Below are 21,455 nucleotides of genomic sequence, written 5' to 3' on the forward strand. Positions count from 1 at the left end.
CTGGTTGATGCGATGCTCCCCATCGCGCTCCCTCGCGGGAGTGTCCTCCGACTTGCCTTCTCATATGTCGAGACGTCAGTATCGGTGTATGGACAACTCTAGCGGAGTCGGCGTACTGGACAAGGCCGTTCTGGTACTCAATGCCCTCGAAGCGGGTCCCGCTTCGCTGGCACAGCTGGTCCAGGCCACCGGCCTGGCCCGGCCCACGGCCCACCGGCTCGCCGTCGCACTCGAGCACCACCGCATCGTGACCCGTGACACACAGGGCAGGTTCGTGCTCGGCCCACGGCTTTCCGAGTTGTCCACGGCGGCGGGTGAGGACCGGTTGCTCGCGGTGGCCGCGCCCGTACTGATGCAGTTGCGCGACCTCACCGGCGAGAGCGCGCAGCTCTACCGGCGCCAGGGTGACGAGCGGGTGTGCGTGGCGGCGGCCGAACGGTCCAGCGGCTTGCGCGACACCGTGCCCGTGGGCTCGGCGTTGCCGATGACGGCGGGTTCCGCCGCCCAGATATTGCTGGCGTGGGAGGAGCCCGACCGCCTGCACCGGGGGTTGCGCGGCGCCAAGTTCACCGCCGCCACGCTGGCGTCGGTGCGGCGCAGAGGATGGGCGCACAGTGTCGGCGAGCGCGAGCAGGGGGTGGCCAGCGTCTCCGCGCCGATAAGGGGCAGCGGCGGCAAGGTCATCGCGGCGGTCTCGGTTTCCGGGCCCATCGAACGGCTGACGAGAGCCCCCGGCCGGCTGCACGCAGTGCCGGTCATGGCGGCGGCCGAACGCATCACGGAAGCGATGCGCCGCACGTCATGATCAGCAAAAGCGCCTATTTGGGGAGCCGAGTGCCTCGCGGGCGCACTAGCCTGAGTGCGTGACAGATCGCATCGAGGTAGCCGCCACTGAGCTGCGACCCCTGCTCGAAGAGTTCATCATCTGGGCGCGCGACAACGCGCCCGAGAGCGACCCCGAGCTCGTGGGACCAGCGGCGCTGTGGCACCGCCTCGCCTTCTCCCAGGATCTCGGCACGTGGAAGCGTGCCGACCTGCGCAACCTGCTGCTCGACCGCATGCCCAAGGTCGTGGAGGACCCCGACGCCGCCGCCGACGGGATGCTCCCGGCCGTCGACGCGTACCTGACGTTCCTCTCGCAGACCGGACGGCTCACCGAGGGTTCTGACTCCCTCTCCGACCTGCAGGCCGAGCTCGACGACGTCGAGGACGACTTCGTCGAGCTGATGGAGGACCTCCTCGACGACGACGCCGAAGGCGACGACGACGAGGAGGAGGAGATCGGCGACCTGGGCGACTTCGAGCCGTTCGCCGACGCGCTGGCCGACCTCGACACGATCAGGCTGCGCCCCGACTCCGAACTGGCCACGGCCGCCCGCGAGGTGCCGCTGATCGCCCAGGCGCGCGACCTGGCCGTGTGGGTGGGCTCCGGGCGCCGGGTGGGGGAACAGACCCTGCTCTCCGACGACGAGGTGGCCGAGGCGCTGACCGCCGTCGGACTGCCCAGGCCGGAGACCGAGGGCTCGCTCGCCGAGGCCGTCCCGCAGTTGTGGAACGTCTGGAACCTCGCCGTCGACCTGGAGTTCCTGGAGCCGGGTGACGCCAACACCGTGGGCGTCCAGGACGACACGTCCGAGTGGCCGTTCGACGACGACGAGGACGTGCTCGACGCCTGGATGCTCGGCCTGCACTCGGTCGACTACGGCGACCCCGAGCTGGCCGACGAGGACCTCACCATGGCCCTGGCGGGCCTCACGCGGGGCGTGCTGGTCAGACTGCTCCTCGGCGGCGGCTCCCGCGACCTCGCGGAGCTCGGCCAGGAGCTGTCCGAGGCGGCCGCGGAGCTCGACGAGCTGGGCGCCGACGCCTGGGAGGCGGCGGGCGACCCGCTCGCCGGGGCGCTCGCCTGGCTGACCGGTTATGGCATGGTCGAGGTCACCGGCCAGACGGTCAGCCTCACGCCGCTCGGCACCGAGGGAGTCGTCCACCTGGTGGACGACTCCGACATCGAGGTCGACGCGCGGCCGGCCATCGAGTCGATGAGCGCGCACGAGCTGCTCGCGCTCAGCGCCGAGCTGCCGGAGGAGGAGGCCGACTCCGAGTTCGCCGACTGGATGCGGCTGCGCGAGCCCGGCAAGGCGGCCGAGGAGCTGCTGGAGGCCGCCGCCCAGGACGAGTCCGACGCGCTCATCCGGGTGCAGGCGGCCAGCGTGGTCGGCACGCTCGGCGAGGCGGCGATCCCGGCCTGGCAGGAGGCGCTGAAGCAGTCCTCGCTGCGCCCCTACGCGGCCACGCACCTGAGCCAGCTCCAGGTGGAGGGCGCGCCGGAGCCGACGCAGGACGACACCCACTGGCTGATCCTCGACATGTGGACGATCTCGGCCGGGCTCGGCCGGTCGGAGTTCATCGGGAGCCTGCGGGACATCGGGCCCGAGCTGCTCAACAACCTGCTCGAGGTGATCTGGAAGATCCCGCACGCGCACGTGGAGGAGCTGCTGGACCTGATCTCTCAGGTCCACCCGGACAAGCAGGTCGCCAAGGCGGCGCGGCGGGCGCTGTTCAAGGCCCGCTCCAACTCCTAGGCACTTTCCGTACGGGATAGCGCCGCTCCAGCTGCTGGAGCGGCGCCATCGCCGTTCCAGCGACGTCTTGGGCGAGCGACCGGCTTGGACGGACCAACCGGCTTGGACGGACCAACCGGCTTGGACGGACAAACGTCTTGGGCGGGGCAAAAGAAAAAGCCCCCGGCGCGAAATGCGACCGAGAGCGGTGGTGAAATGTAGTCCCGACCGGATTCGAACCGGCGCTACCGCCTTGAGAGGGCGGCGTCCTGGGCCACTAGACGACGGGACCTTCGTGAGCTTGTGGCAGTGGTAGTCCCGACCGGATTCGAACCGGCGCTACCGCCTTGAGAGGGCGGCGTCCTGGGCCACTAGACGACGGGACCCTGTCCACAAGCGATTTTGCCAGGTTCCCCCGGCAACGCAGGTAACTCTACCGCACCCTCGGAGCACCACCAAACCACTATCAGGCCAGCAGATCGGGCCTATGGCGGCGGACCCAGTCGCCCATCGGGCCGCGTTCCCAGAGTGGATCGACGGCGCCGAGCGGGATGCCGAGCCACTGGAGGCCGGTCTCCGGATCGACGGGCACCGCGGAGAGCTGAGCCCGCATCCACAGGGGTATCCGCGGCGGCGCATCACGCTCGCCCCAGCCGATCAGCCCGACGGACCGCAGGGCGTCGGCCCGGACCCGGACGCCGCCGAGGCGGCCGATCGGACGGGAGCCGGCCATCCGGCTCTCCACGACGTCGATCCGCTCCATCCGGGCCCATGCCAGCCGGAGGCGGAAGCCCTGGGCGTCGGCCAGCTCCACGCCCTGCGGGGAGAAGCGCACGACGGTGCCCGCCACCATCCGGCGGTGCTTGATCGCCAGCACACCGGTGAGCGCGCCGACGCCGAGTGCGCCGATCAGCACTCCGGCGGCCGTGCTGCCCGTCGCGATGGCGCCGAGCAGCAGGCACACGGGGAAGAAGAGCACGAGGGGCATCAGGAGGGGAGCCAGGAAGGCGAGGAACGACCCTGGTCGCATCCGAAATTCATCCATAAGCAAAAAACGGACGCCTCTATGAGACATCCGTTAAGCGCTGGGGTACCAGGACTCGAACCTAGACTAACTGAACCAGAATCAGTCGTGCTGCCAATTACACCATACCCCACCGGCCCGAACCCCGTGGGGTGCGTTAAGGCGACGTCCGAAAGAATAGCCCAGCTTGGGCGCCAAGACCAAAACGATTGCCGAACCGCCTTCCTCCGGGGCACGGAAGGGGGCCGGGCGTGCCAAGCTGAGGGGGACAAAGCACCACGTGGAGGAGCCCAAGCGTTGGCAGAGAACCCCTTCTTCGCCCCCAGCAGCCTGCCCTACCAGCTGCCGCCCTTCGAAGAGATCCGCGAGGAGCACTACCTCCCCGCGTTCGAGCGCGGGATGGCGGAAGGGCTGGCCGAGGTCGAGGCGATCGCGGACAGCGGCGAGCCGCCCACCTTCGACAACACGATCGCCGCGCTGGAGCGTTCCGGGCGCATCCTGGAGCGCGTGTCCGCGGCCTTCTTCAGCATCGTCTCCTCCAACTCCACGGAGGGCGTCCTGGAGCTGGAGAAGCAGATCTCGCCCGCGCTGGCCAAGCACAGCGACGCGATCCGGCTCAACCGCGCGCTCTGGGCCCGCGTCAAGCGGGTGACCACGGACGACCTCGAGGAGTCGTGGCTGCTGGAGAAATACCGCGAGGACTTCGTCAGGGCCGGTGCCGACCTGACGGAGGCCGAGCAGGGCGAGCTGCGGCGGCTCAACGAGGAGCTGTCCCGGCTGTCCACCGAGTTCGCCCAGAACCTGCTGAAGGCGCTGAGCGAGTCCGCCCTGGTCGTCGACGACGCCAAGGATCTCGACGGCTTCGACGAGTCCACGATCCAGTCGCTGGCCAAGGACGGGCGCTACGTCCTGCCGCTGCTCAACTACACCAACCAGCCGGCACTGGCCCAGCTCACCGACCGCGACGTGCGCCGCAGGCTCTACACGCTGAGCGTGGAGCGGGCGCCACACAACTTCGAGCTGGCGATCAAGATGGCCACGCTGCGGGCCGAGCGCGCCGCGCTGCTGGGCTTCCCCAACCACGCCGCCCACACCGTCGCCGACCAGACGGCCAAGACCGTGGAGGCGGTCGAGGCCATGCTGGGGCAACTCGTCGGGCCGGCCGTACGCAATGCGAAGAAAGAGGCGGAGGCGCTCGCCGAGCAGGCCGGGTTCGCGGTCGAGCCGTGGGACTGGTCCTACTACTCGGAGAAGGTGCGCCAGGCCCGCTACGACTTCGACGCCGGGGCCATGCGGCCCTACTTCGAGCTGTGGCGCGTCTACCGCGACGGCGTGTTCTACGCGGCCACGCGGCTCTACGGCGTCACGTTCACCGAGCGGCCCGACCTGAAGGGCTACCACGAGGACGTACGCGTCTACGAGGTGTTCAACGAGGACGGCGGCCGGCTCGGCCTGTTCCTGCTCGACCCGTACGCCCGGCCCAACAAGCGGGGCGGCGCGTGGATGAACAACCTGGTCGACCAGTCGGGCCTGTTCGGCGAGCTGCCGGTCGTGATGAACAACCTCAACATCACCAAGCCGGGCTCCGGGCCGACGCTGCTGACCTACGACGAGGTGAGCACGGCCTTCCACGAGTTCGGGCACGCGCTGCACGGGTTGTTCTCCGAGGTGCGCTTCCCCCGCGTGTCGGGCACCAGCGTGCCGCGTGACTTCGTCGAGTACCCGTCCCAGGTCAACGAGATGTGGGCGACCTGGCCGGAGATCCTGGCCAACTACGCCAAGCACCACGAGACGGGCGAGCCGATGCCCGCCGAGCTGGTGGAGAAGATGAAGGCCGCGGAGAAGTTCAACCAGGGCTTCATGACGGTCGAATATCTGGCCGCGACACTCCTCGACTGGGCCTGGCACAAGCTGGCCGCGGGCGAGGCGGTGGCCGACGCCGAGGCGTTCGAGTCCGCGGCGCTGGAGGCGGCCGGGATCGCCCTGCCGACGGTCCGGCCGCGCTACCGGACCAACTACTTCGCGCACATCTTCGCGGGGGGCTACAGCGCCGGCTACTACTCCTATATCTGGAGCGAGGTGCTGGACGCCGAGAGCGTCCTGTGGTTCAAGGAGAACGGCGGCCTGGAGCGGGCGAACGGCGACCACTTCCGCCGCGAACTGCTGTCCAGGGGCGGCAGCATCGACCCACTGACCGCCTTCCGCAACTTCCGCGGCCGGGAGCCCAGCATCCAGCCGCTCCTGGAGCGCCGCGGCCTCCTCTGACGCCCACCACCCCTGTCCGGCGCCCCTGGTCGGCACTCTCCATCTCGCGCGGCTCAGGGACGCCGCTCAGGGACGCCACGACCCAGGGACGCGACTTGGGGGTGCCGCTCAGGGACGCGGGGCTCAGGGACGCCCCTCAGGGGCGCGGCGGTGTGGCCGATCAGGGACACGGAGCTCAGGGGCGCGGCGGTGCGGCCGACAGTTCGTCGAGCCGCTGCCTGAGCCAGTCCTGCTCGGCGTGGCTCGCGGCGCGGGCGACGACCAGCATGCCGCGCCGGTAGGGGTCGGGCTCGTCGCGCGCCCTCACCGGCCGCCCACCCTCGTAGAAGAAGCTCGCCGGCGCCTCCAGGAAGGCCAGCCGGCGACGCAGTACGGCGGCCTGGTCGGCGGGGTCGGGTAGCGCCGACAGGAACGTCAGCAGCGCGAAGAACCTCCCCTGGTCGCTGATATCCAGGTCGGCCGGCTCACGCAACCGCCGCAGCAGCTCCTCACGCCCCGCCGAGGTGATCGTCAGCACCTGACGGCGGGCCGCCGCGGCCCCCGCCTCCTCGTGCCGCTCGACCAGCCCCTTGCCCTCCAGCCTGGCAATGGCCGGGTAGAGTGCGCCGTCGCTCACCGGCCGCAGGTGCCCGCTCAGCCCGGCGAGACGCGCTTTGAGCTCGTAGCCGTGCATCGGCCGCTCGTGCAGAAACCCCAGGATGGTGAGACTCAGGTCACCGCCACTTGCCATGGATGCATCTTAACGTTATACCTCTATTCGATATATCTCTATTCGATATACAACGAAGCGAGGCATGTGCAAATGATCAGACGCGCCCTCCCCGTCTACGTCGAGCTGCTCACCGCTGTGGTCGCGGTCGGGATGATCGACCTGCTCTGGGTCTCCGGCCTGGGCGAGCCGGCCATCGCGGCGGTCACCGTGTCCACCACCGTCGAATACCTGGCCTACGGCCTGTTCCTGGCCGTCCCGACGGGCGTCACCGTGCTGATCGGCCGCCGCGACGGCCGTGCGCCGCTCTCCCCCGTGGTCAGGACCGGCTGGCTGCTCTGGACCGCGTTCTCGATCGTGATCGCCGTACCCGGGGTGCTGCTCCGCGAGCCACTGGCCGCGTTCTTCGCCGGAGACTATGACCTCACGGCCGGTTTTCTGCTGATCTCGCTCGGTGGCCTGCCGGTGTACTTCGCCCAGACGATCGCGGACGGCATCGTCAAGGGTCTGGGCAATACGCGGATCCCCATGCGCAACGCGCTCGTGTGCGGCGCGCTGGTGGTCACCTTGGACCCGCTGTTCATCTACGGCCTCGATCTGGGCGTCCAGGGGGCCGCGCTGGCCACCGTGATCGCACGGACCGTCACACTGGCGATCTCTCTCCGCACCTTGGTACGACTGACGCCGCGCGACTCAGGCGACGGCCTGCTCGCGAGGGAAGGCGATGGCCCGCTCACCGGACAAGGCGATGCCCCGCACGTGAGGGAAGGCGATGGCCCGCTCACGGGACAAGGCGATGCCCCGCACGTGAGGGAAGGCGATGGCCCGCTCACGGGACAAGGCGATGGCCCGCTCATCGGAGAGGTCGTGCGGACCGGACTTCCCATGTCCGGTGATTTCCTGGCTCGTGCCCTCGTGGGCATGGCGCTGGTGGGGATCGTGGCCGGGTTCGGCACCGCGGAGCTGGCGGGCTACGGCATCGGGCAGAAGGTCATGCTCGCCGGGGTGATGGTCTTCTACGCGCTCCGCCAGGCGGCGATGATCAGCACGGCCCGCTTGGAGGCCACCGGCTCGCCGCTCTGGACCGGCCTGGGCGCGGGAGCGGTGGTGGCGGTCGTGCTCAATGCGGTGGCCGTGCCCGTCGCCGGGCTGTTCGCCGCCGCGGCCGACCCCGCTGTGAGCTTCCTGCGGTGGATGCCGCTCTACCTGGTGCCCTTCGGCGGGCTGATCGCCGTCGGTGGAGTGCTCCAGGCGAACGGCGGGGGCAGGCGCCTGCTGACGGCCACGCTGGCCGGCTTCGCCGTACAGCTGCCCCTGGCCTACGCGCTGAGCGCGTGGGTCGGTGTCACGGGCGTGTGGCTGTCGATGGCCGCCGGAGCGGCCATCAGCCTCGGCATCGCGGTCGGCGCCGGAGCGACAGCCAGGCCGGGGGCCCCGGCGGTCAACCCTGGAACCCCGGCGGTCGGCTCTGAAACCCCGGTGGTCAGCCCTGGAGGCGGGCCAGGGCGGCGCGGATCCGCTCCTCGGTGCGTTCGCGGCCGAGCACCTCGATCGACTCGAACAGCGGCAGGCCCACCGTCCGGCCCGTGACGGCGACGCGTACGGGTGCCTGGGCCTTGCCCAGCTTGAGGCCGTGGGCGGCGCCGACCTGCTCCAGCGCCTCCTTGAGCGACTCGGGGTCCCAGTTGACGCCCTGGAGCCGCTCCAGGTAGCCGCCGAGGATCTCCACCGGGGAGTTCTTCATCGCCTTGTCCCAGGAGGCCTCGTCGAACACGGGCTCATCCAGGAAGAGGAAGTCGACGTTCTGCCTGATCTCGGACAGCACAGTGATGCGGGTCTGCGCCAGCGCCGCGACCTTGCTGAACATCTCCCGGTCCCAGTCGGCCTCGAGATAGGACGAGCAGCGCTCCTCGAACGTCTCGACGGGCAGGGCCCGGATGTACTCGCCGTTGAAGGCCCGCAGCTTCTTCTCGTCGAAGAAGGCGCTGGCGGAGTTGACGCTCTCCAGCTTGAACAGCGGCATCATCTCCACCCACGGCATGATCTCGCGGTCGTCGCCGGGGCCCCAGCCGAGCAGCATGAGGTAGTTGACCATGGCCTCGGCCAGGTAGCCCTCGGCGCGGTAGTCCTCCAGCGCCACCTTGTCGCGGCGCTTGGACAGCTTCTTGCGCTGCTCGTTGACGATCACCGGCAGGTGCGCCCAGACCGGCGGGTTGGCACCGAGCGCGGGCCACAGGAGCTGCTGCTTGGCCGCGTTGCCCAGGTGCTCCTCGCCGCGCACCACGTGGGTGATGCCCTGGGTGATGTCGTCGACCGCGTTGGCCAGCACGTAGAGCGGCGAGCCGTCGGTGCGGGCGATGACGAAGTCCTCCTGGGCGTCATTGGGGAACTCCACCCGGCCCCTGATGACGTCCTCGACGACCGTGACGCCCTCGTCGGAGGTGCGGAAGCGGACGGCGCCCTCGGTCAGGCCCCGGTCACGGCAGAAACCGTCATAACCCTTGTGCTCGGAGCCGGTGCGGGCGACGAGCGTCTCGCGGGTGCAGTCGCAGAAGTACGCCTTGCCGTCGGCGAGCAGCTTGGCCACGGCCTCGCGGTGCTGCGGCTCATAGGCCGACTGGAAATAGGGGCCCTCGAACACCGGGTTGGTGCCGTTGATGCCGATCCAGTCGAGCGCCGAGATGATGCCCTCGGTCCACTCGGGCCGGTTGCGCGTCGCGTCGGTGTCCTCGACGCGCAGCACGAAGCGGCCGCCGGACTGCTCGGCCAGCGCCCAGTTGAACAGCGCCGTGCGGGCGCCGCCGACGTGGAACATGCCGGTAGGCGACGGGGCGAAACGCACCCGTAGATCAGTCACGGGAGACCACCTTGTTCGTCAGAGTGCCGATGCCTTCGATGCCGACGCTGACCTCGTCACCGACCTCGACCGGGCCGACGCCCGCCGGGGTGCCGGTCAGGATCACGTCGCCGGGGATCAGCGTCATGACCGCGCTGACGTAGGCGACCAGCGCGGGAATGTCGTGGATGAGCTGGTTGGTACGGCCGCTCTGGCGCACTTCACCGTTGACCGTCGTCGTGAGCGCCAGGTCGGAGGGGTCGAGGTCCGTCTGGATCCACGGCCCGAGCGGGCAGAAGGTGTCGAAGCCCTTGGCCCTGGTGAACTGGACGTCCTTCTTCTGCAGGTCGCGGGCGGTGACGTCGTTGGCGCACGTGTAGCCGAAGATGACGTCCTTGGCGCGCTCGACCGGCACCTCGCGGCAGAGCCTGCCGATCACCAGGGCCAGCTCGCCCTCGTAGTCGACGCGGTGGGACAGCGACGTCGGGTAGGCGATGGGCTCGCCGTGGCCGATCACGGAGGTGGACGGCTTGATGAAGATGAGCGGCTCGTCCGGGACCTCGTTGCCCAGCTCACGGGCGTGCTCGGCGTAGTTTCTGCCAATGGCCACCACCTTGCTGGGCAGCATCGGGGCCAGCAGCCGCACTTGGGACAGCGGGTGGCGTTCGCCGGTGAACTGAACGTCCCCGAACGGGTGCCCGGAGATCGCGGACACGAACTCCTCCCCGGGGCCACCCTCGACCACGCCGAACGACACGCCTTCGCCTGTGGAGAACCTCGCTATACGCACCTGACAAGGCTATCGCCGCCGCCACGCCCTCCGCCCGCCCCATGAATCGGTCACAAACGTACCTAAAGTCCGTTTTGTCACGCATTTTCGGTTGCCCGGAGGTTACTAGGGCTTTGTGACACATCGAGTGTCAGGAGGTGACGGATCGTGGCTGACACGGTAGTCAATCAGCAGGGCACGGTACCGCGGGCCAGGACGATGGAAGGCGGCCCGTCCGGGTCGCTGGTGACCGACAAGGGCACCACCACCATCGAGGACGTGGTCGTCGCGAAGATCGCCGGCCTCGCGGCGCGCGAGGTGTCCGGTGTGTACGACATGGGCGGCGGCACCGCCAGAGCGCTCGGCACCATGCGCGGCATGGTCGGCGGTGACAAGAGCGTCGCCCAGGGCGTGTCGGTGGAGGTGGGCCAGCGGCAGGCCGCCGTGGACCTCGACCTGGTCGCCGAGTACGGCGTCGCGATCCCGGAGTTGGCCGGAGCCGTGCGCAGGATCGTCATCAACGCGATCGAGCGCATGTGCGGACTCGAGGTCACCGAGGTGAACATCAGGGTCAACGACGTACACCTGCGGGACACGCCCGCCGGGGAGAGCAGCGGTACGAGCGCCGCCGAGGCGGAGCGGTCCGGCGGCAAGGCGGAGCAGGGATCCAGGGTCCAATGACCGGCGCCCAGACGGGCGGCGCTCCGACGAGCGGCGTCCCGGCAAGTGCTGCCCAGGCGAGCGGCGCCGCTACAAGTGGCGCCCAGGTGACCAGCGCTCAGCTCGCCGGAGCCGGGGGGACGGACGCCCGGACGACCGAGGCCCGGACCGCCGAGGCCCCGGCGAGCGAGGCCCGGTTGGTCGCCGAGCGGGTTCGCGACTGCGCCGGGGTGGCCGGGCTGTCCGGCGGCCTCTTCGGGACGGTGGCGACCTACCTGCCCGGCGAGCGCCTCACGGGCGTCTCCGTGGACGAGCGCGAGGTGACCATCGCCATCGTGGCGCGCCTCGGCCGCCCGCTTCCCGAGACGGCAGAAGAGGTACGGCGGGCGGTGGCCGGCCTGGCCGGCGACCGTCCGGTGAACATCCGGATCGACGACGTGGCGCCCGCAGACGCGACGCCCTCAGACAAGACGCCCGAAGGCGCGGTGAAGGAGAGCTCATGACGAACATCTCATGGTTGCCCGTGATCGGCATGGCCGTGGGCATGGTGCTGGGCATCGTCGGCGCCATCGGCGGGCTCGGCGCCTTCCTCCTCGTGCTCGTCCTGGGCGCGATCGGTCTCCTGGTGGGCCGCATCATGGAGGGCGGCGAGGTGAACCTGCCCAACTTCACCGTGAGGCGGAGATGACCACGGACACGCCCGCGTCCCAGGCATCCGCCGTGCTGGTGCCGGGGCAGCGCCCTGCTCCGGCAGTGCCGCCCGAGCGGCGTGGCCGTACCGAGGTCACGGACCGCGTGGCGGCCAAGATCGCCCGCCATGCCGCCCGCGAGGTGGCTGGGGTGCGCGAGGTGATCGAGCGCGGCGGGCTACGCGGGACACGCCCGGCGAACGCCACGGTGCGGGGTGACACCGTGGAGATCGGGCTGACCGTGTCCGTGGCCTACCCGATGCCGCTGCGCGCGGTGGCGGCCGTGATCAGGAGCCACGTGGCGAGCAGGATCGCCACGCTGACGGGACTCCAGGTGTCCCACGTGGACATCACGATGGCCGAACTCACGGCCCCGCCGGAGGTTTCGCCATGAGTACCGGAGCCCACGGGGCGGATGAACCGGTGACGACGACCCTGGGCGGCCAGGCGATCGAGGCGCCCCTGGGCGGTGCGATCAGGCCCTCGGGGGGCGGTGGCGCCGGGCGGGCGGCGGATCGGGCGGCGATGCGGGCGTTCAGGCCGCGGCGGACCGTGCCCGCCGTCGTGGTGGCCGCGCTGCTCACGATCCTGGGTGTGGTGGTGGCCGCGCAGACGATCTCGGCGCTCGCCGGGCGGCCGCTGCGGTGGGTTCGCCTGGACCGGATGCTGAGCTGGGCGGCGTCCACTCCGTGGAACAACGGGCTCTTCCTGCTCGGCGCCGCGATCGTCGCGCTGATCGGGCTGGCGCTGCTGGTGACCGCGCTGGTGCCCGGCAGGCCGCGGTTGGTGCCGGTACGTACCGGGGACGCGGACCTGATCATCGGCCTGCGGCGCAGGAGCTTCGCCAGGGCACTGGCGCATGCCGCGGAAGAGGTTCCGGGCGTGCACGCGGCCCGCGCCTCGGTCCGCGGCCACACGGCCGCCGTCACCGCGACCACCGCCGGGTGGGATCGGGAGCGGTTCGGCGAGGCCGTACACACCGCGGTGCTGTCCAGGCTCGTGGCGCTGAGCCCCATCGAGCCGTACCACGTGAAGGTCAACGTGAGGGAGCGCAAGTGAACCGCAGAACGAGCCGCGGCAACCGCTGGGGTTTGGCCCTGACCGGAATCGTGCTGCTCCTCCTCGGCGCCTACGCGCTGGCCCGCGGCCTGGGGGCATTCGGACGGGCCCGCGCGGTGACGCCGATCATGAACTTCTCCGTGCGATCGTTCCTCGCGGCCTGGAGCCCGTGGATCTGGTGGGCCGTCGCGCTGGTGGCCGTGATCGTGGCGCTGCTCGGCCTGCGCTGGCTGTTCGTCCAAGGGCGCCGCGACAGCCGCGACTCGCTGCGGCTGGAGACCGGCCCCGGAGGCGTCACCGACGTCACCGCGAAGGGCATGGCGTCCGCTGTCGCGGCGGACGTCGAGACCAGCCCCGCCGTGCTGAGCGCCGGGGCCGTCCTTGGGTGCTCCGATGCCCGGCCGCTGATACGGCTGCGCCTCGTGGCCGACGAGCAGGCGCCGATGAGCGAGCTCAGGGACCACCTGTCGGGCGTGGCGATCCCGCATATGCGTAGCGCGCTGGAGGCGGATCGCGTACCGGCGGTGGCCCGGGTGACCCTGGAACCCGCCCCGACCGCACATCGCGTCGCCCACTGAGACCCGCTACTCAGTCATCCAGGGGGTTGCGGGCGATGCGGTCGGTGATGCCCGCCCGGACGAACTGGCCCGCGAGGCTGGACGGCTTCCGCGTGCCCTGCTCGGTCACGCAGGCCGCGAACTCCTTGGCGATCTCCAGCCGCGGATGGCGGGCGAGCACCTCCTGCCGCACCTCCGCCGGGATCTCATCGGTACGCCGGCCCGAGATGTCCATGCCGGTCGACAGCTCCAGCAGGTGTCCCTCGGGATCCTCGGCCAGCGGCACCTCGTCCCACATGTGACGGATGATCACCTCGGCGGCCCGGACCCGGCGCTCGACCGGCCACCCGGCCCCCGCCGCGAACGCCCAGGCCACATGCCCGCCCGCCTCCTCGAACGGCACCGTGTGGCTGTCGAACTCCGCGGTCAACCCGATGTCGTGCAGCATCGATGACACGTACAGGAGCTCAGGGTCGAACGCGATCTCGTGCAGCCCCGCGTACGCCGCCGCCCACAGGTAGGCGCGGACGGAGTGGTTGAGCAACGAGGGCGAGTGATACCTGGTCGCCACCTCCAAAGCGCCCTGGCAGACGGGGGTGTCCGGGATCACGATGTCGTCGTATCTCATGCCCTCAGCATGTCGTGAAATGTCCGGCCCGGAAACCGAGCCGCATCGAGCCGCTAACGATCCGGCACCCAACTTGACCAGTTGATCGTGATTCGGTCAGCATGTTCCGCCCCCATCTTTTGCCCGGAAGGAACCGGCGTGCGCCGCCTTGCGATCCCCCTCGCTCTCATGCTCGTTTCCACCGGGCTGGTGAGCACCGCGCACGCCGACACCTCGGTGAAGCGCACCTCGCAGTGCCAGGGCGACTGGCTGCCCGGTACGCCCACGGCTGACGAGGTCATGCGGGGTGAGCTGCCCCTGGTCGAGCAGCCTCCGGTGAAGATCGGCAAGAAGATCAACTGGAGCATGAGCCCGTACCACAACCGTTCGTGGGAGTTCGTCTTCCAGTCGCTGCGCTGGATGGGCACGCTCGTCGTGGCGTACGAGAACAGCGGCGAGGAGCGTTACCTCGACCGGGCCGTGGAGATCACCAAGGACTGGGCCGCGAGCAACAGGCGGGGGGCCCGCGGCACCCCGTCGTACGCCTGGAAGGACCACCCCGTCTCGCTCCGCTCCCAGGCGCTGGTCTGCCTGAGCATGCACGTCAAGGACGCCTGGCTCAAGCAGACGCTGGCCGAGCACGGCAAGCTCCTGACCGACTCGCGGCTGTACAAGAAGGGCCACAACCACGGGATCGACCAGGACATCGCGCTCATGGGCATCGCCTGCCGCTACGGCCGCAAGGACTGGCTGAGCCTGGCCGTCAAGCGGCTGACCAGCACGGTCAAGCTCGACGTCGACTCCCAGGGCGCGCTCATGGAGCAGGCGCCGCGCTACGCCGTGTACGTGCACAGCAGGCTCATGGTCGCGATGACCAACATGAAGGACTGCGGCCGCAAGGTGCCCGGCGAGATCACCAAGCGGGCCGACGCGCTCAAGACGTTCGTGGCCCACTCCACCCAGCCCAACGGCTTCATGGTGCCGATCGGCGACGGCAGCGCCGAGGTCGAGCCCAAGATCGAGACCGGCACGCCCAAGGAGAAGGTCAAGGTCTACAAGGCCGGTTACGTGTACGGCCGGACCGACTGGGGCAAGCCCGAATCCGCCTTCTACTCGATCAGGTTCGGCCCCGGCCTGAAGTTCCACGGCCACGAGGACCACCTGAGCGTGACCTACTACGCCCAGGGCCGCGACATCCTGGTCGACGGCGGCTTCAACTCCTACGAGAAGAGCTCCTACCGCTACTGGACGCTCTCCCCCGAGGCGCACAACGTGCCGTCCGTGGTGGGCGGGCGCTTCCGTCCGCGCACGGCCAGCAAGCTCACCAAGTCCTCGTACGGCAAGGACCGGCAGGCCTTCCGGCTGACCGACACGGCCTACGGCACCTCCCGTACCCGATCGGTGCTGGTGAACCACGGCCAGGACGTGATGGCGGTGCTCGACACCGCCTCCGGCGGCAAGAAGGTCAAGAACCTGTGGCGCTTCGCCCCGTCGCTCAAGGTGATCTCCAACGGCGGCGGCCGGGTCGTGCTGGGCGACGGGAAGTACCGGGTCACGATGGTCCAGCTGGCGGGGTGCGAGCCGGTGGGCGGGCAGCAGGTGCAGCGGGGCGGGAAGCTGGGGTGGGTGTCGCCGACGTACCTGTCCAAGGTGCCGACGAACGTCGTCGTCTCCCCCGCCGCCAAGTCGCTGCTGACGGTCATCGTGCCCGACACCGACGCGCCGAAGGTGTCCTGCTCGGGCGGGAAGGTCAAGGTCCAGGGCCTGACCTTCCCCGCCAAGCTGCTCTAGCCGGTCCGGCTGGAGCGCTAGCGCCCCGGAACCGATTCGATCGAGGGCTCCGCGTACTCCTCCTGATCACGGGAGCCCTCGACGTCTCCGAGCACCGAACGGAGCCAGCTCTCGGTCGTGCTGATGTGCATCAGCGCCGCGGCCTGGGCGAGAGTCGCGTCGCCGGCGGCCAGGGCGTTGTAGATCGCCTCGTGCTCGGCGACGGTCTTGTGCGAGCTGCCCGCCTCGACGGTGCCGCGCCACACCCGCATCCGCACCGTACGGCCGGAGATGCCGTCGAGCAGGGTGGACAGCGTCTCGTTGCCGGTCGCCCGCACCACCGCGCGGTGGAAGGCGGCGTCGTGGTGATTCAGTTTCTCCACGTCGTCACTGGCGGCGCGCATGGCGTTCAGATGCTCGCCGATCTCCTCGAGTTGCTCGGTGGAGATCAGGGACGCGGCCAGACCGGTCGCCGCGGGCTCCAGCATCCGCCGCACCTGGACGATCTCCAGCAGGGTGTCGTCGCGCAGCAGCTCGACAGCCAGCCCCAGCCCTTCCAGCAGCAGCCGTGGCTCCAGGCTGGTCACGAAGGTGCCGTCGCCCCGCCGTATGTCGAGCACCCGGGCCACGACCAGCGCCTTGACCGCCTCGCGCAACGGGTTACGGGAGACGCCGAGCTGGGCGGCGAGCTGGTGCTCCGGTGGCAGCCGCGCCCCCGGGGACAGCTCGCCCGACTGGATGAGCGCCCGGATGCGGGAGATCGCCTCGTCGGTCAGTGACATGGGTACGGCCTCCCGGGGTGGAGCGGCTCGATCGGCACGCGAGCCACACGGGAAACATAACAGACATCCCATGTCTAAGTGAGAACCAGCCCCGATGATGAACAGACATGGGTTGTCTACCACTCTTGGTATCCTTTTCGGCTACCTCTAGACAGAAAGCACGGGGCGGGATTACAAAGACATCCCATGTCAAAATTTTGACTTGCCGGGAAACATCCCATGGAGGTACCTCATCGTGCCCGAGCTGATCACTGCGGTCGAGGCCCACGACATCCGGTTCCCGACCTCACGGCACCTCGATGGGTCCGACGCCATGAACCCCGAGCCCGACTACTCGGCCGCCTACGTGATCGTGCGGACCGGCGGCGGACAGGAAGGGCATGGGCTCGCCTTCACCGTCGGGCGCGGCAACGAGATCGCCGTCGCCGCGGTGGAGTCGCTGGCACCGCTGGTCACCGGACGGCCGGTGGCCGAGGTGCTGGGCGACCTCGGCGGGATGTCCCGCCTGCTCACCGGCGACAGCCAGCTGCGCTGGCTCGGCCCGGAGAAGGGCGTCACCCACATGGCGGCGGGAGCCGTGCTCAACGCGCTGTGGGACCTTCGTGCGCGCCGGGCGGGCAAGCCGTTGTGGCGGCTGCTGTCGGAGCTGTCGCCGGAGGAGATCGTCGACGTCGTCGACTTCCGCTACCTGGAGGACGCCCTCACCCGGGAGGAGGCGCTGGCCATCCTGCGCCGCGCCGAGCCGGGCCGCGCCGAGCGCCACGCCAGGCTGCTCGCCGAGGGCTACCCCGCCTACACCACCACCCCCGGCTGGCTCGGCTACACCGACGACAAGCTGGTCCGGCTGGCCAAGGAAGCGGTCGCTGACGGGTTTCGCCAGATCAAGCTGAAGGTCGGCGCCGACCAAGCCGAGGACGTCCGGCGCGTACGGCTGGCCCGAGAGGCGGTCGGACCCGATGTGCGCATCGCCGTGGACGCCAACCAGGCGTGGAACGTCGGCCAGGCGATCGAGTGGCTGGCCCCGCTGGCCCGGTACAACCTGTACTGGATCGAGGAGCCCACCTCGCCCGACGACGTGCTCGGCCACGCCGCCATCCGCAAGCGGGTGGCGCCCATCAAGGTCGCCACCGGCGAACACACGCACAACCGGGTGATGTTCAAGCAGTTCCTGCAGGCGGACGCGATCGACATCCTGCAGCTCGACGCGACCAGGGTCGCCGGGGTCAACGAGAACATCGCCATCCTGCTGCTGGCCGCCAAGTTCGGGGTCCCGGTGTGCCCGCACGCGGGCGGCGTCGGGCTGTGCGAGATGGTCCAGCACCTGTCGATGTTCGACTACGTGGCCGTCAGCGGCACCGCCGAGGACCGCGTCATCGAGTACATCGACCATCTGCACGAGCACTTCACCGACCCGGTCGTGATCCGGGAAGGCCGATATGTCGCCCCTGAGCGACCGGGCGGGGGCGCCGAGATGCGTCCGGAATCCCGTGCCGAGTACGCCTACCCGCACGGTCCCCAGTGGACCGCCGACCTACGGCTGTGACCCAGAACAGCGACCCGGAAACAGCGCAGGAAAGGAACAGCCATGAAACGAGGACTCGCCCTGGGGGCGGCCATCGCCCTGTCGGCCGGACTGGCCGCGGCCTGCGGGGGTGGCGCGGGCAGCGGCACGACCGCCTCAGGAGGCGGCAAGCCGGTCGTCGGGGTGGACTACCCCCGCTCCGACACCGACTTCTGGAACTCCTTCATCAAGTACGTCCCCAAGTTCGGCGCCGAGAACGGCCTGGAGCTGAAGACCTCCAACTCGCAGAACGACATCTCCAAGCTCACCGCCAACGTGCAGAGTCTCATCAGCCAGGGCGTCAAGGGCATCGTGCTGGCGCCGCAGGACACCGCTGCCGTGGCCCCCACCCTCCAGCAGCTCAACGCCAAGAAGATCCCCGTCGTCATGGTCGACACCCGTCCCGAGCAGGGTCAGGCCTTCATGGTGGTGCGTGCCGACAACCGGGCGTACGGCGAGAAGGCGTGCAAGTTCCTCGGCGAGAAGCTGGGCGGCAAGGGCAAGGTCGTGATGCTCCAGGGTGACCTGGCCTCCATCAACGGCCGTGACCGCACCGAGGCGTTCAACGACTGCATGAAGGCGAGTTACCCCGGCATCACGGTGTTCGGCGAGGCCGCCAACTGGGACGGCGCGATCGCCTCGCAGAAGCTCCAGACGCGGCTCACCGCCAATCCGGACATCAAGGGCGTCTACATGCAATCGAGTTTCGCCCTGTCCGGCACCCTCCAAGTGCTCCAGCAGCGTGGCCTGCTGGTCCCCCCGGACAACCCCAAGCACGTCTTCGTCGTCTCCAATGACGGCATCCCCCAGGAGCTGAAGGAGATCGCCGCAGGCAACATCGACGCCACCGTCTCCCAGCCGGCCGACCAGTACGCCAAGTACGCGCTGCAGTACGCCAAGGCCGCCATCGACGGCAAGACGTTCAAGCCCGGCGCGACCGATCACGACAGCACCATCATCCAGGTGCGCCCGGGCCTGCTGGAGGACCAGCTCTCCGCGCCGCTGGTCACCGCCGACGGCGGCACCTACGGGGGCGTCACGAGCGTCAAGCCGGGCGAATCCTCGCTCTGGGGCAACAATCTTGGCGGCTGACCAGGCGTCCACGCCTCTGGCCGAGGCGGTGGACGTCACCAAGAGATACGGCGAGACCGTCGCGCTGGACCGCGCCGGAATCCGGATCATGCCCGGCCAGACCCACGCTCTGGTCGGCCGCAACGGGGCGGGCAAGTCCACCCTGGTTTCGATACTCACCGGGCTCCAGGCACCCGACGAGGGCGAGGTGCGCTTCGACGGCGAACCCGCCCCGCGTCTCGCCGACCGTGACGCCTGGCGGCAGCGGGTGGCCTGCGTCTACCAGAAGTCCACGATCATCCCCCAGCTCACCGTGGCCGAGAACCTCTACCTCAACCGCCACGGCGCCTTCGTCAACTGGCCGGACCTGCGCCGCAAGGCCGCCGCCCTGCTGGAGACGTGGTCGGTGGACGTGGACGTACGGCTGCCCGCCGGCGAACTGGACGTCGAACAGCGGCAGTTCGTGGAGATCGCCCGTGCGCTGTCCTTCGGTGCCCGGTTCATCATCCTCGACGAGCCGACCGCCCAGCTCGACGCCGCCGCCATCGCCCGCCTGTTCGCCCGTATCCGTACCCTGCAGGAGCAGGGGGTGACCTTCCTGTTCATCAGCCACCACCTGCAGGAGATCTACGAGATCTGCGACACGGTCACGGTCTTCCGCGACGCCCGGCACATCCTGACCACCACGGTGGCCGGCCTGCCGCACGCCGAGCTGGTGGCGGCGCTGGCGGGAGAGGCAGCCGGCCTGGCCGGCACATCCTCCCGGACGGCCGTGCCCGCCGGCGCCGGTGTGGTGCTCGGCGTGCGCGGCCTGTCGTACGGCGACGCGTACAGAGAGGTCGGCTTCCAGATCCAGGCCGGCGAGATCGTCGGCCTGGCGGGCGCGGCCGGCAGCGGCCGGACCGAGCTGGCCGAGACCATCGCCGGGTTGCGCGCGGCCGATGCGGGCACGATCGAGGTCGCCGGGCGTGTCCCCCGTCCCGGCAGCGTGCCTGACGCGCTCGCCGCGGGCGTCGGCTTCGTCCCCCGCGACCGGCACCATCAGGGATTCGTCCCGATGATGTCGATCGCCAACAACGCCACCATGACGGTCCCCGAACGGCTCGGCGAGGCCGGCCTGATCAGCGGCAGGCGGCGCGACCGGCTGGCCGGCACCCTGATCGCCAACCTGGCGATCAAGACGCCCGGTCCCGGCCTGCCCGTGATGGGCCTGTCCGGCGGCAACCAGCAGAAGGTCGTCATGGCCAGGGCGCTGGCCTCCGATCCCCGGTTGCTCGTACTGATCACCCCCACCGCCGGGGTGGACGTGAAGTCCAAGGAGTTCCTGCTGGGCAAGGTCGAGGAGACGGCCGCCGAGGGGACCGGCGTGCTGATCGCCTCCGACGAACTCGACGACCTGCGGCTCTGCGACCGGCTGCTGGTGATGTTCCAGGGTCGCATCGTCGCGGAGATGGCCGCCGGGTGGCACGACCACGACGTGGTGGCGGCCATGGAAGGAGTCCGGCTCGATGCCTGAGAAAACCCTCACGCCCGTCACCGGGAGCGCCGCTCAGGAGCGGGCACGGCCACAGGTGCGGCTCGCCCGGCTGCGCGACTTCGCGCTGATCCCGGCGATCATCGTGATCGCCGTCGTCGGTCAGATCGTCAACCCGATCTTCCTGCAGGGCGACAATCTGATCAACATCCTGCAGACCATGTCGGAGATCTCTCTCCTGGTGCTGGCCCAGACCATCGTGCTGGTCGCCGGCAAGATGGACCTGTCGCTGGAGTCGACGTTCGGCCTTGCGCCGGGCGTGGCCGCCTGGCTGACCGTCGCCGCCGGCTCGGGCGCCGGGCTCGGCCTGGTGCCTGGCGCCTGGTCGATTCCGATCACCCTGGCCGTCGGAGTGCTGATCGGCATGATCAATGCCCTGTTGATCGTACGGTTCGGGCTCCACGGCTTCATCGTCACCCTCGGCATGCTGATCGTGCTGCGCGGCCTGCTCACGGGCATCTCCGGCGGCCAGACCTTCTTCAACCTGCCGTCGTCGATGCTCTACCTCGGTTCGGCCATGTGGCTGGGCGTGCCCGCCTCGATCTGGCTGTGCCTGCTGCTGTTCGCCGCCGGCATCGTGCTGCTCGGCTTCACCAAGTACGGCCGTGCCCTGTACGCCATCGGCGGCAACGTGGACGCGGCCAAGGCGGCCGGCATCCGTACCGACCGGGTGCTGTGGACCGCCTTGGTGGGCGCCAGCCTGCTCGCCGCGCTCGGCGGCCTGCTGATGTCGGGCCATCTCGCCTCTGTGGCCGCCGCTCAGGGCGATGGCGCCATCTTCACCGTGTTCGCCGCGGCCGTGATCGGCGGCGTCGGCCTCAACGGCGGCAAAGGCACGATGTTCGGGGCGTTCACCGGCATCCTCCTCCTCTACATGATCCAGAACGTCCTCACCCTGGCCGGCGTGCCCGCCCAGTGGATCCAGGCCCTCAACGGCGTCATCATCATCGTCGCCCTGGTCTTGTCCCGGCTCACGGGAGGCAAGGTCCAGGAGTAGACGC

General features: G+C 69.7%; 21 protein-coding genes and 3 tRNA genes. 15 read left to right on the plus strand and 9 right to left on the minus strand.

Annotated elements, in window-relative coordinates; all coding sequences use genetic code 11:
* Positions 1-88: 88 nt before the first annotated feature.
* Positions 89-805, plus strand: a complete 717-nt coding sequence (locus ACIBO2_RS14705) for an IclR family transcriptional regulator (protein ID WP_225291990.1) — start codon at positions 89-91, stop codon at positions 803-805.
* A gap of 58 nt (positions 806-863) precedes the next feature.
* Entirely contained in the window at positions 864-2,582 is a 1,719-nt protein-coding gene (locus ACIBO2_RS14710; protein WP_397297334.1) for a hypothetical protein, read from the plus strand.
* A gap of 198 nt (positions 2,583-2,780) precedes the next feature.
* On the opposite strand, the gene ACIBO2_RS14715 is transcribed toward ACIBO2_RS14710, so the two are convergent.
* From ACIBO2_RS14715 to ACIBO2_RS14730, 4 genes are all read right to left on the minus strand, one after another.
* Positions 2,781-2,853, minus strand: a tRNA-Glu gene (locus tag ACIBO2_RS14715).
* An 18-nt stretch (positions 2,854-2,871) separates the two neighbouring features.
* A tRNA-Glu gene (locus ACIBO2_RS14720) sits at positions 2,872-2,947 on the minus strand.
* 80 nt (positions 2,948-3,027) lie between these two features.
* Complete coding sequence (locus ACIBO2_RS14725; protein WP_397297336.1) at positions 3,028-3,591, minus strand: hypothetical protein; 564 nt, start codon at positions 3,589-3,591, stop codon at positions 3,028-3,030.
* Between the two features lie 55 nt (positions 3,592-3,646).
* A tRNA-Gln gene (locus ACIBO2_RS14730) sits at positions 3,647-3,718 on the minus strand.
* 164 nt (positions 3,719-3,882) lie between these two features.
* Between ACIBO2_RS14730 and ACIBO2_RS14735 the strand changes: the two genes are divergently transcribed.
* The gene (locus tag ACIBO2_RS14735) at positions 3,883-5,850 is read left to right on the plus strand and encodes a M3 family metallopeptidase (protein WP_397297338.1); all 1,968 of its coding nucleotides are present in this window, start codon (positions 3,883-3,885) and stop codon (positions 5,848-5,850) included.
* Between the two features lie 175 nt (positions 5,851-6,025).
* Here the strand turns inward: ACIBO2_RS14735 and ACIBO2_RS14740 are convergent, their stop codons facing one another.
* A complete protein-coding gene (locus tag ACIBO2_RS14740) occupies positions 6,026-6,580 on the minus strand; it encodes a PadR family transcriptional regulator (protein WP_397297340.1) in 555 nt (184 codons plus the stop codon).
* Between the two features lie 72 nt (positions 6,581-6,652).
* On the opposite strand from ACIBO2_RS14740, the gene ACIBO2_RS14745 reads away from it, so the two are divergent.
* Positions 6,653-8,149, plus strand: coding sequence for an MATE family efflux transporter (locus tag ACIBO2_RS14745; RefSeq protein ID WP_397297342.1), 1,497 nt, complete (start codon positions 6,653-6,655; stop codon positions 8,147-8,149).
* Here the strand turns inward: ACIBO2_RS14745 and gltX are convergent.
* On the minus strand, positions 8,043-9,374 hold the full coding sequence (gene gltX, locus ACIBO2_RS14750; protein ID WP_397297663.1) for a glutamate--tRNA ligase: 1,332 nt from the start codon (positions 9,372-9,374) through the stop codon (positions 8,043-8,045). The genes ACIBO2_RS14745 and gltX overlap by 107 nt on opposite strands.
* A 34-nt stretch (positions 9,375-9,408) precedes the next feature.
* Positions 9,409-10,185, minus strand: coding sequence for a fumarylacetoacetate hydrolase family protein (locus tag ACIBO2_RS14755; RefSeq protein ID WP_225291995.1), 777 nt, complete (start codon positions 10,183-10,185; stop codon positions 9,409-9,411).
* A gap of 198 nt (positions 10,186-10,383) precedes the next feature.
* Between ACIBO2_RS14755 and ACIBO2_RS14760 the strand changes: the two genes are divergently transcribed.
* Genes ACIBO2_RS14760 through ACIBO2_RS14785 form a run of 6 tightly spaced genes read left to right on the plus strand, consistent with a single transcriptional unit; the run spans position 10,384 to position 13,150 of the window.
* On the plus strand, positions 10,384-10,845 hold the full coding sequence (locus ACIBO2_RS14760; RefSeq protein WP_358540329.1) for an Asp23/Gls24 family envelope stress response protein: 462 nt from the start codon (positions 10,384-10,386) through the stop codon (positions 10,843-10,845).
* A complete protein-coding gene (locus tag ACIBO2_RS14765) occupies positions 10,842-11,327 on the plus strand; it encodes a hypothetical protein (protein WP_358539554.1) in 486 nt (161 codons plus the stop codon). The genes ACIBO2_RS14760 and ACIBO2_RS14765 overlap by 4 nt, the downstream gene beginning before the upstream one ends.
* Positions 11,324-11,512: a hypothetical protein gene (locus ACIBO2_RS14770; RefSeq protein ID WP_358539552.1), complete on the plus strand. Its 189-nt coding sequence runs from the start codon at positions 11,324-11,326 to the stop codon at positions 11,510-11,512. Before ACIBO2_RS14765 ends, ACIBO2_RS14770 begins: the two co-directional genes overlap by 4 nt.
* Positions 11,509-11,907 carry an Asp23/Gls24 family envelope stress response protein gene (locus ACIBO2_RS14775; RefSeq protein ID WP_358539549.1) on the plus strand — a complete coding sequence of 133 codons (399 nt, stop codon included), beginning with the start codon at positions 11,509-11,511 and terminating at the stop codon, positions 11,905-11,907. The genes ACIBO2_RS14770 and ACIBO2_RS14775 overlap by 4 nt, the downstream gene beginning before the upstream one ends.
* Complete coding sequence (locus tag ACIBO2_RS14780; RefSeq protein WP_358539546.1) at positions 11,904-12,572, plus strand: DUF6286 domain-containing protein; 669 nt, start codon at positions 11,904-11,906, stop codon at positions 12,570-12,572. Before ACIBO2_RS14775 ends, ACIBO2_RS14780 begins: the two co-directional genes overlap by 4 nt.
* Positions 12,569-13,150 carry an alkaline shock response membrane anchor protein AmaP gene (locus ACIBO2_RS14785; protein WP_358539544.1) on the plus strand — a complete coding sequence of 194 codons (582 nt, stop codon included), beginning with the start codon at positions 12,569-12,571 and terminating at the stop codon, positions 13,148-13,150. Before ACIBO2_RS14780 ends, ACIBO2_RS14785 begins: the two co-directional genes overlap by 4 nt.
* 10 nt (positions 13,151-13,160) lie before the next feature.
* On the opposite strand, the gene ACIBO2_RS14790 is transcribed toward ACIBO2_RS14785, so the two are convergent.
* Complete coding sequence (locus tag ACIBO2_RS14790; protein WP_358539541.1) at positions 13,161-13,757, minus strand: HD domain-containing protein; 597 nt, start codon at positions 13,755-13,757, stop codon at positions 13,161-13,163.
* Between the two features lie 138 nt (positions 13,758-13,895).
* Here ACIBO2_RS14790 and ACIBO2_RS14795 point away from each other — a divergent pair, with 138 nt between their 5' ends.
* Positions 13,896-15,527, plus strand: coding sequence for a heparinase II/III family protein (locus ACIBO2_RS14795; RefSeq protein ID WP_358539538.1), 1,632 nt, complete (start codon positions 13,896-13,898; stop codon positions 15,525-15,527).
* A 17-nt stretch (positions 15,528-15,544) separates the two neighbouring features.
* On the opposite strand, the gene ACIBO2_RS14800 is transcribed toward ACIBO2_RS14795, so the two are convergent.
* A complete protein-coding gene (locus ACIBO2_RS14800; protein ID WP_358539536.1) occupies positions 15,545-16,288 on the minus strand; it encodes a FadR/GntR family transcriptional regulator in 744 nt (247 codons plus the stop codon).
* Positions 16,289-16,523: 235 nt separating this feature from the next.
* Between ACIBO2_RS14800 and ACIBO2_RS14805 the strand changes: the two genes are divergently transcribed.
* From ACIBO2_RS14805 to ACIBO2_RS14820, 4 genes are read left to right on the plus strand one after another with little or no spacing between them, the layout of a single operon-like run.
* Positions 16,524-17,831, plus strand: a complete 1,308-nt coding sequence (locus ACIBO2_RS14805; RefSeq protein ID WP_358539533.1) for an L-fuconate dehydratase — start codon at positions 16,524-16,526, stop codon at positions 17,829-17,831.
* Positions 17,832-17,873: 42 nt separating this feature from the next.
* Positions 17,874-18,941, plus strand: coding sequence for a sugar ABC transporter substrate-binding protein (locus tag ACIBO2_RS14810; RefSeq protein ID WP_358539530.1), 1,068 nt, complete (start codon positions 17,874-17,876; stop codon positions 18,939-18,941).
* Complete coding sequence (locus tag ACIBO2_RS14815) at positions 18,931-20,436, plus strand: sugar ABC transporter ATP-binding protein (protein WP_358539527.1); 1,506 nt, start codon at positions 18,931-18,933, stop codon at positions 20,434-20,436. The genes ACIBO2_RS14810 and ACIBO2_RS14815 overlap by 11 nt, the downstream gene beginning before the upstream one ends.
* A complete protein-coding gene (locus ACIBO2_RS14820) occupies positions 20,429-21,451 on the plus strand; it encodes an ABC transporter permease (protein ID WP_397297348.1) in 1,023 nt (340 codons plus the stop codon). The genes ACIBO2_RS14815 and ACIBO2_RS14820 overlap by 8 nt, the downstream gene beginning before the upstream one ends.
* Positions 21,452-21,455 lie beyond the last annotated feature (4 nt).

The sequence above is a fragment of the Nonomuraea sp. NPDC050022 genome, from assembly GCF_044460705.1.
Lineage (GTDB): Bacteria > Actinomycetota > Actinomycetes > Streptosporangiales > Streptosporangiaceae > Nonomuraea.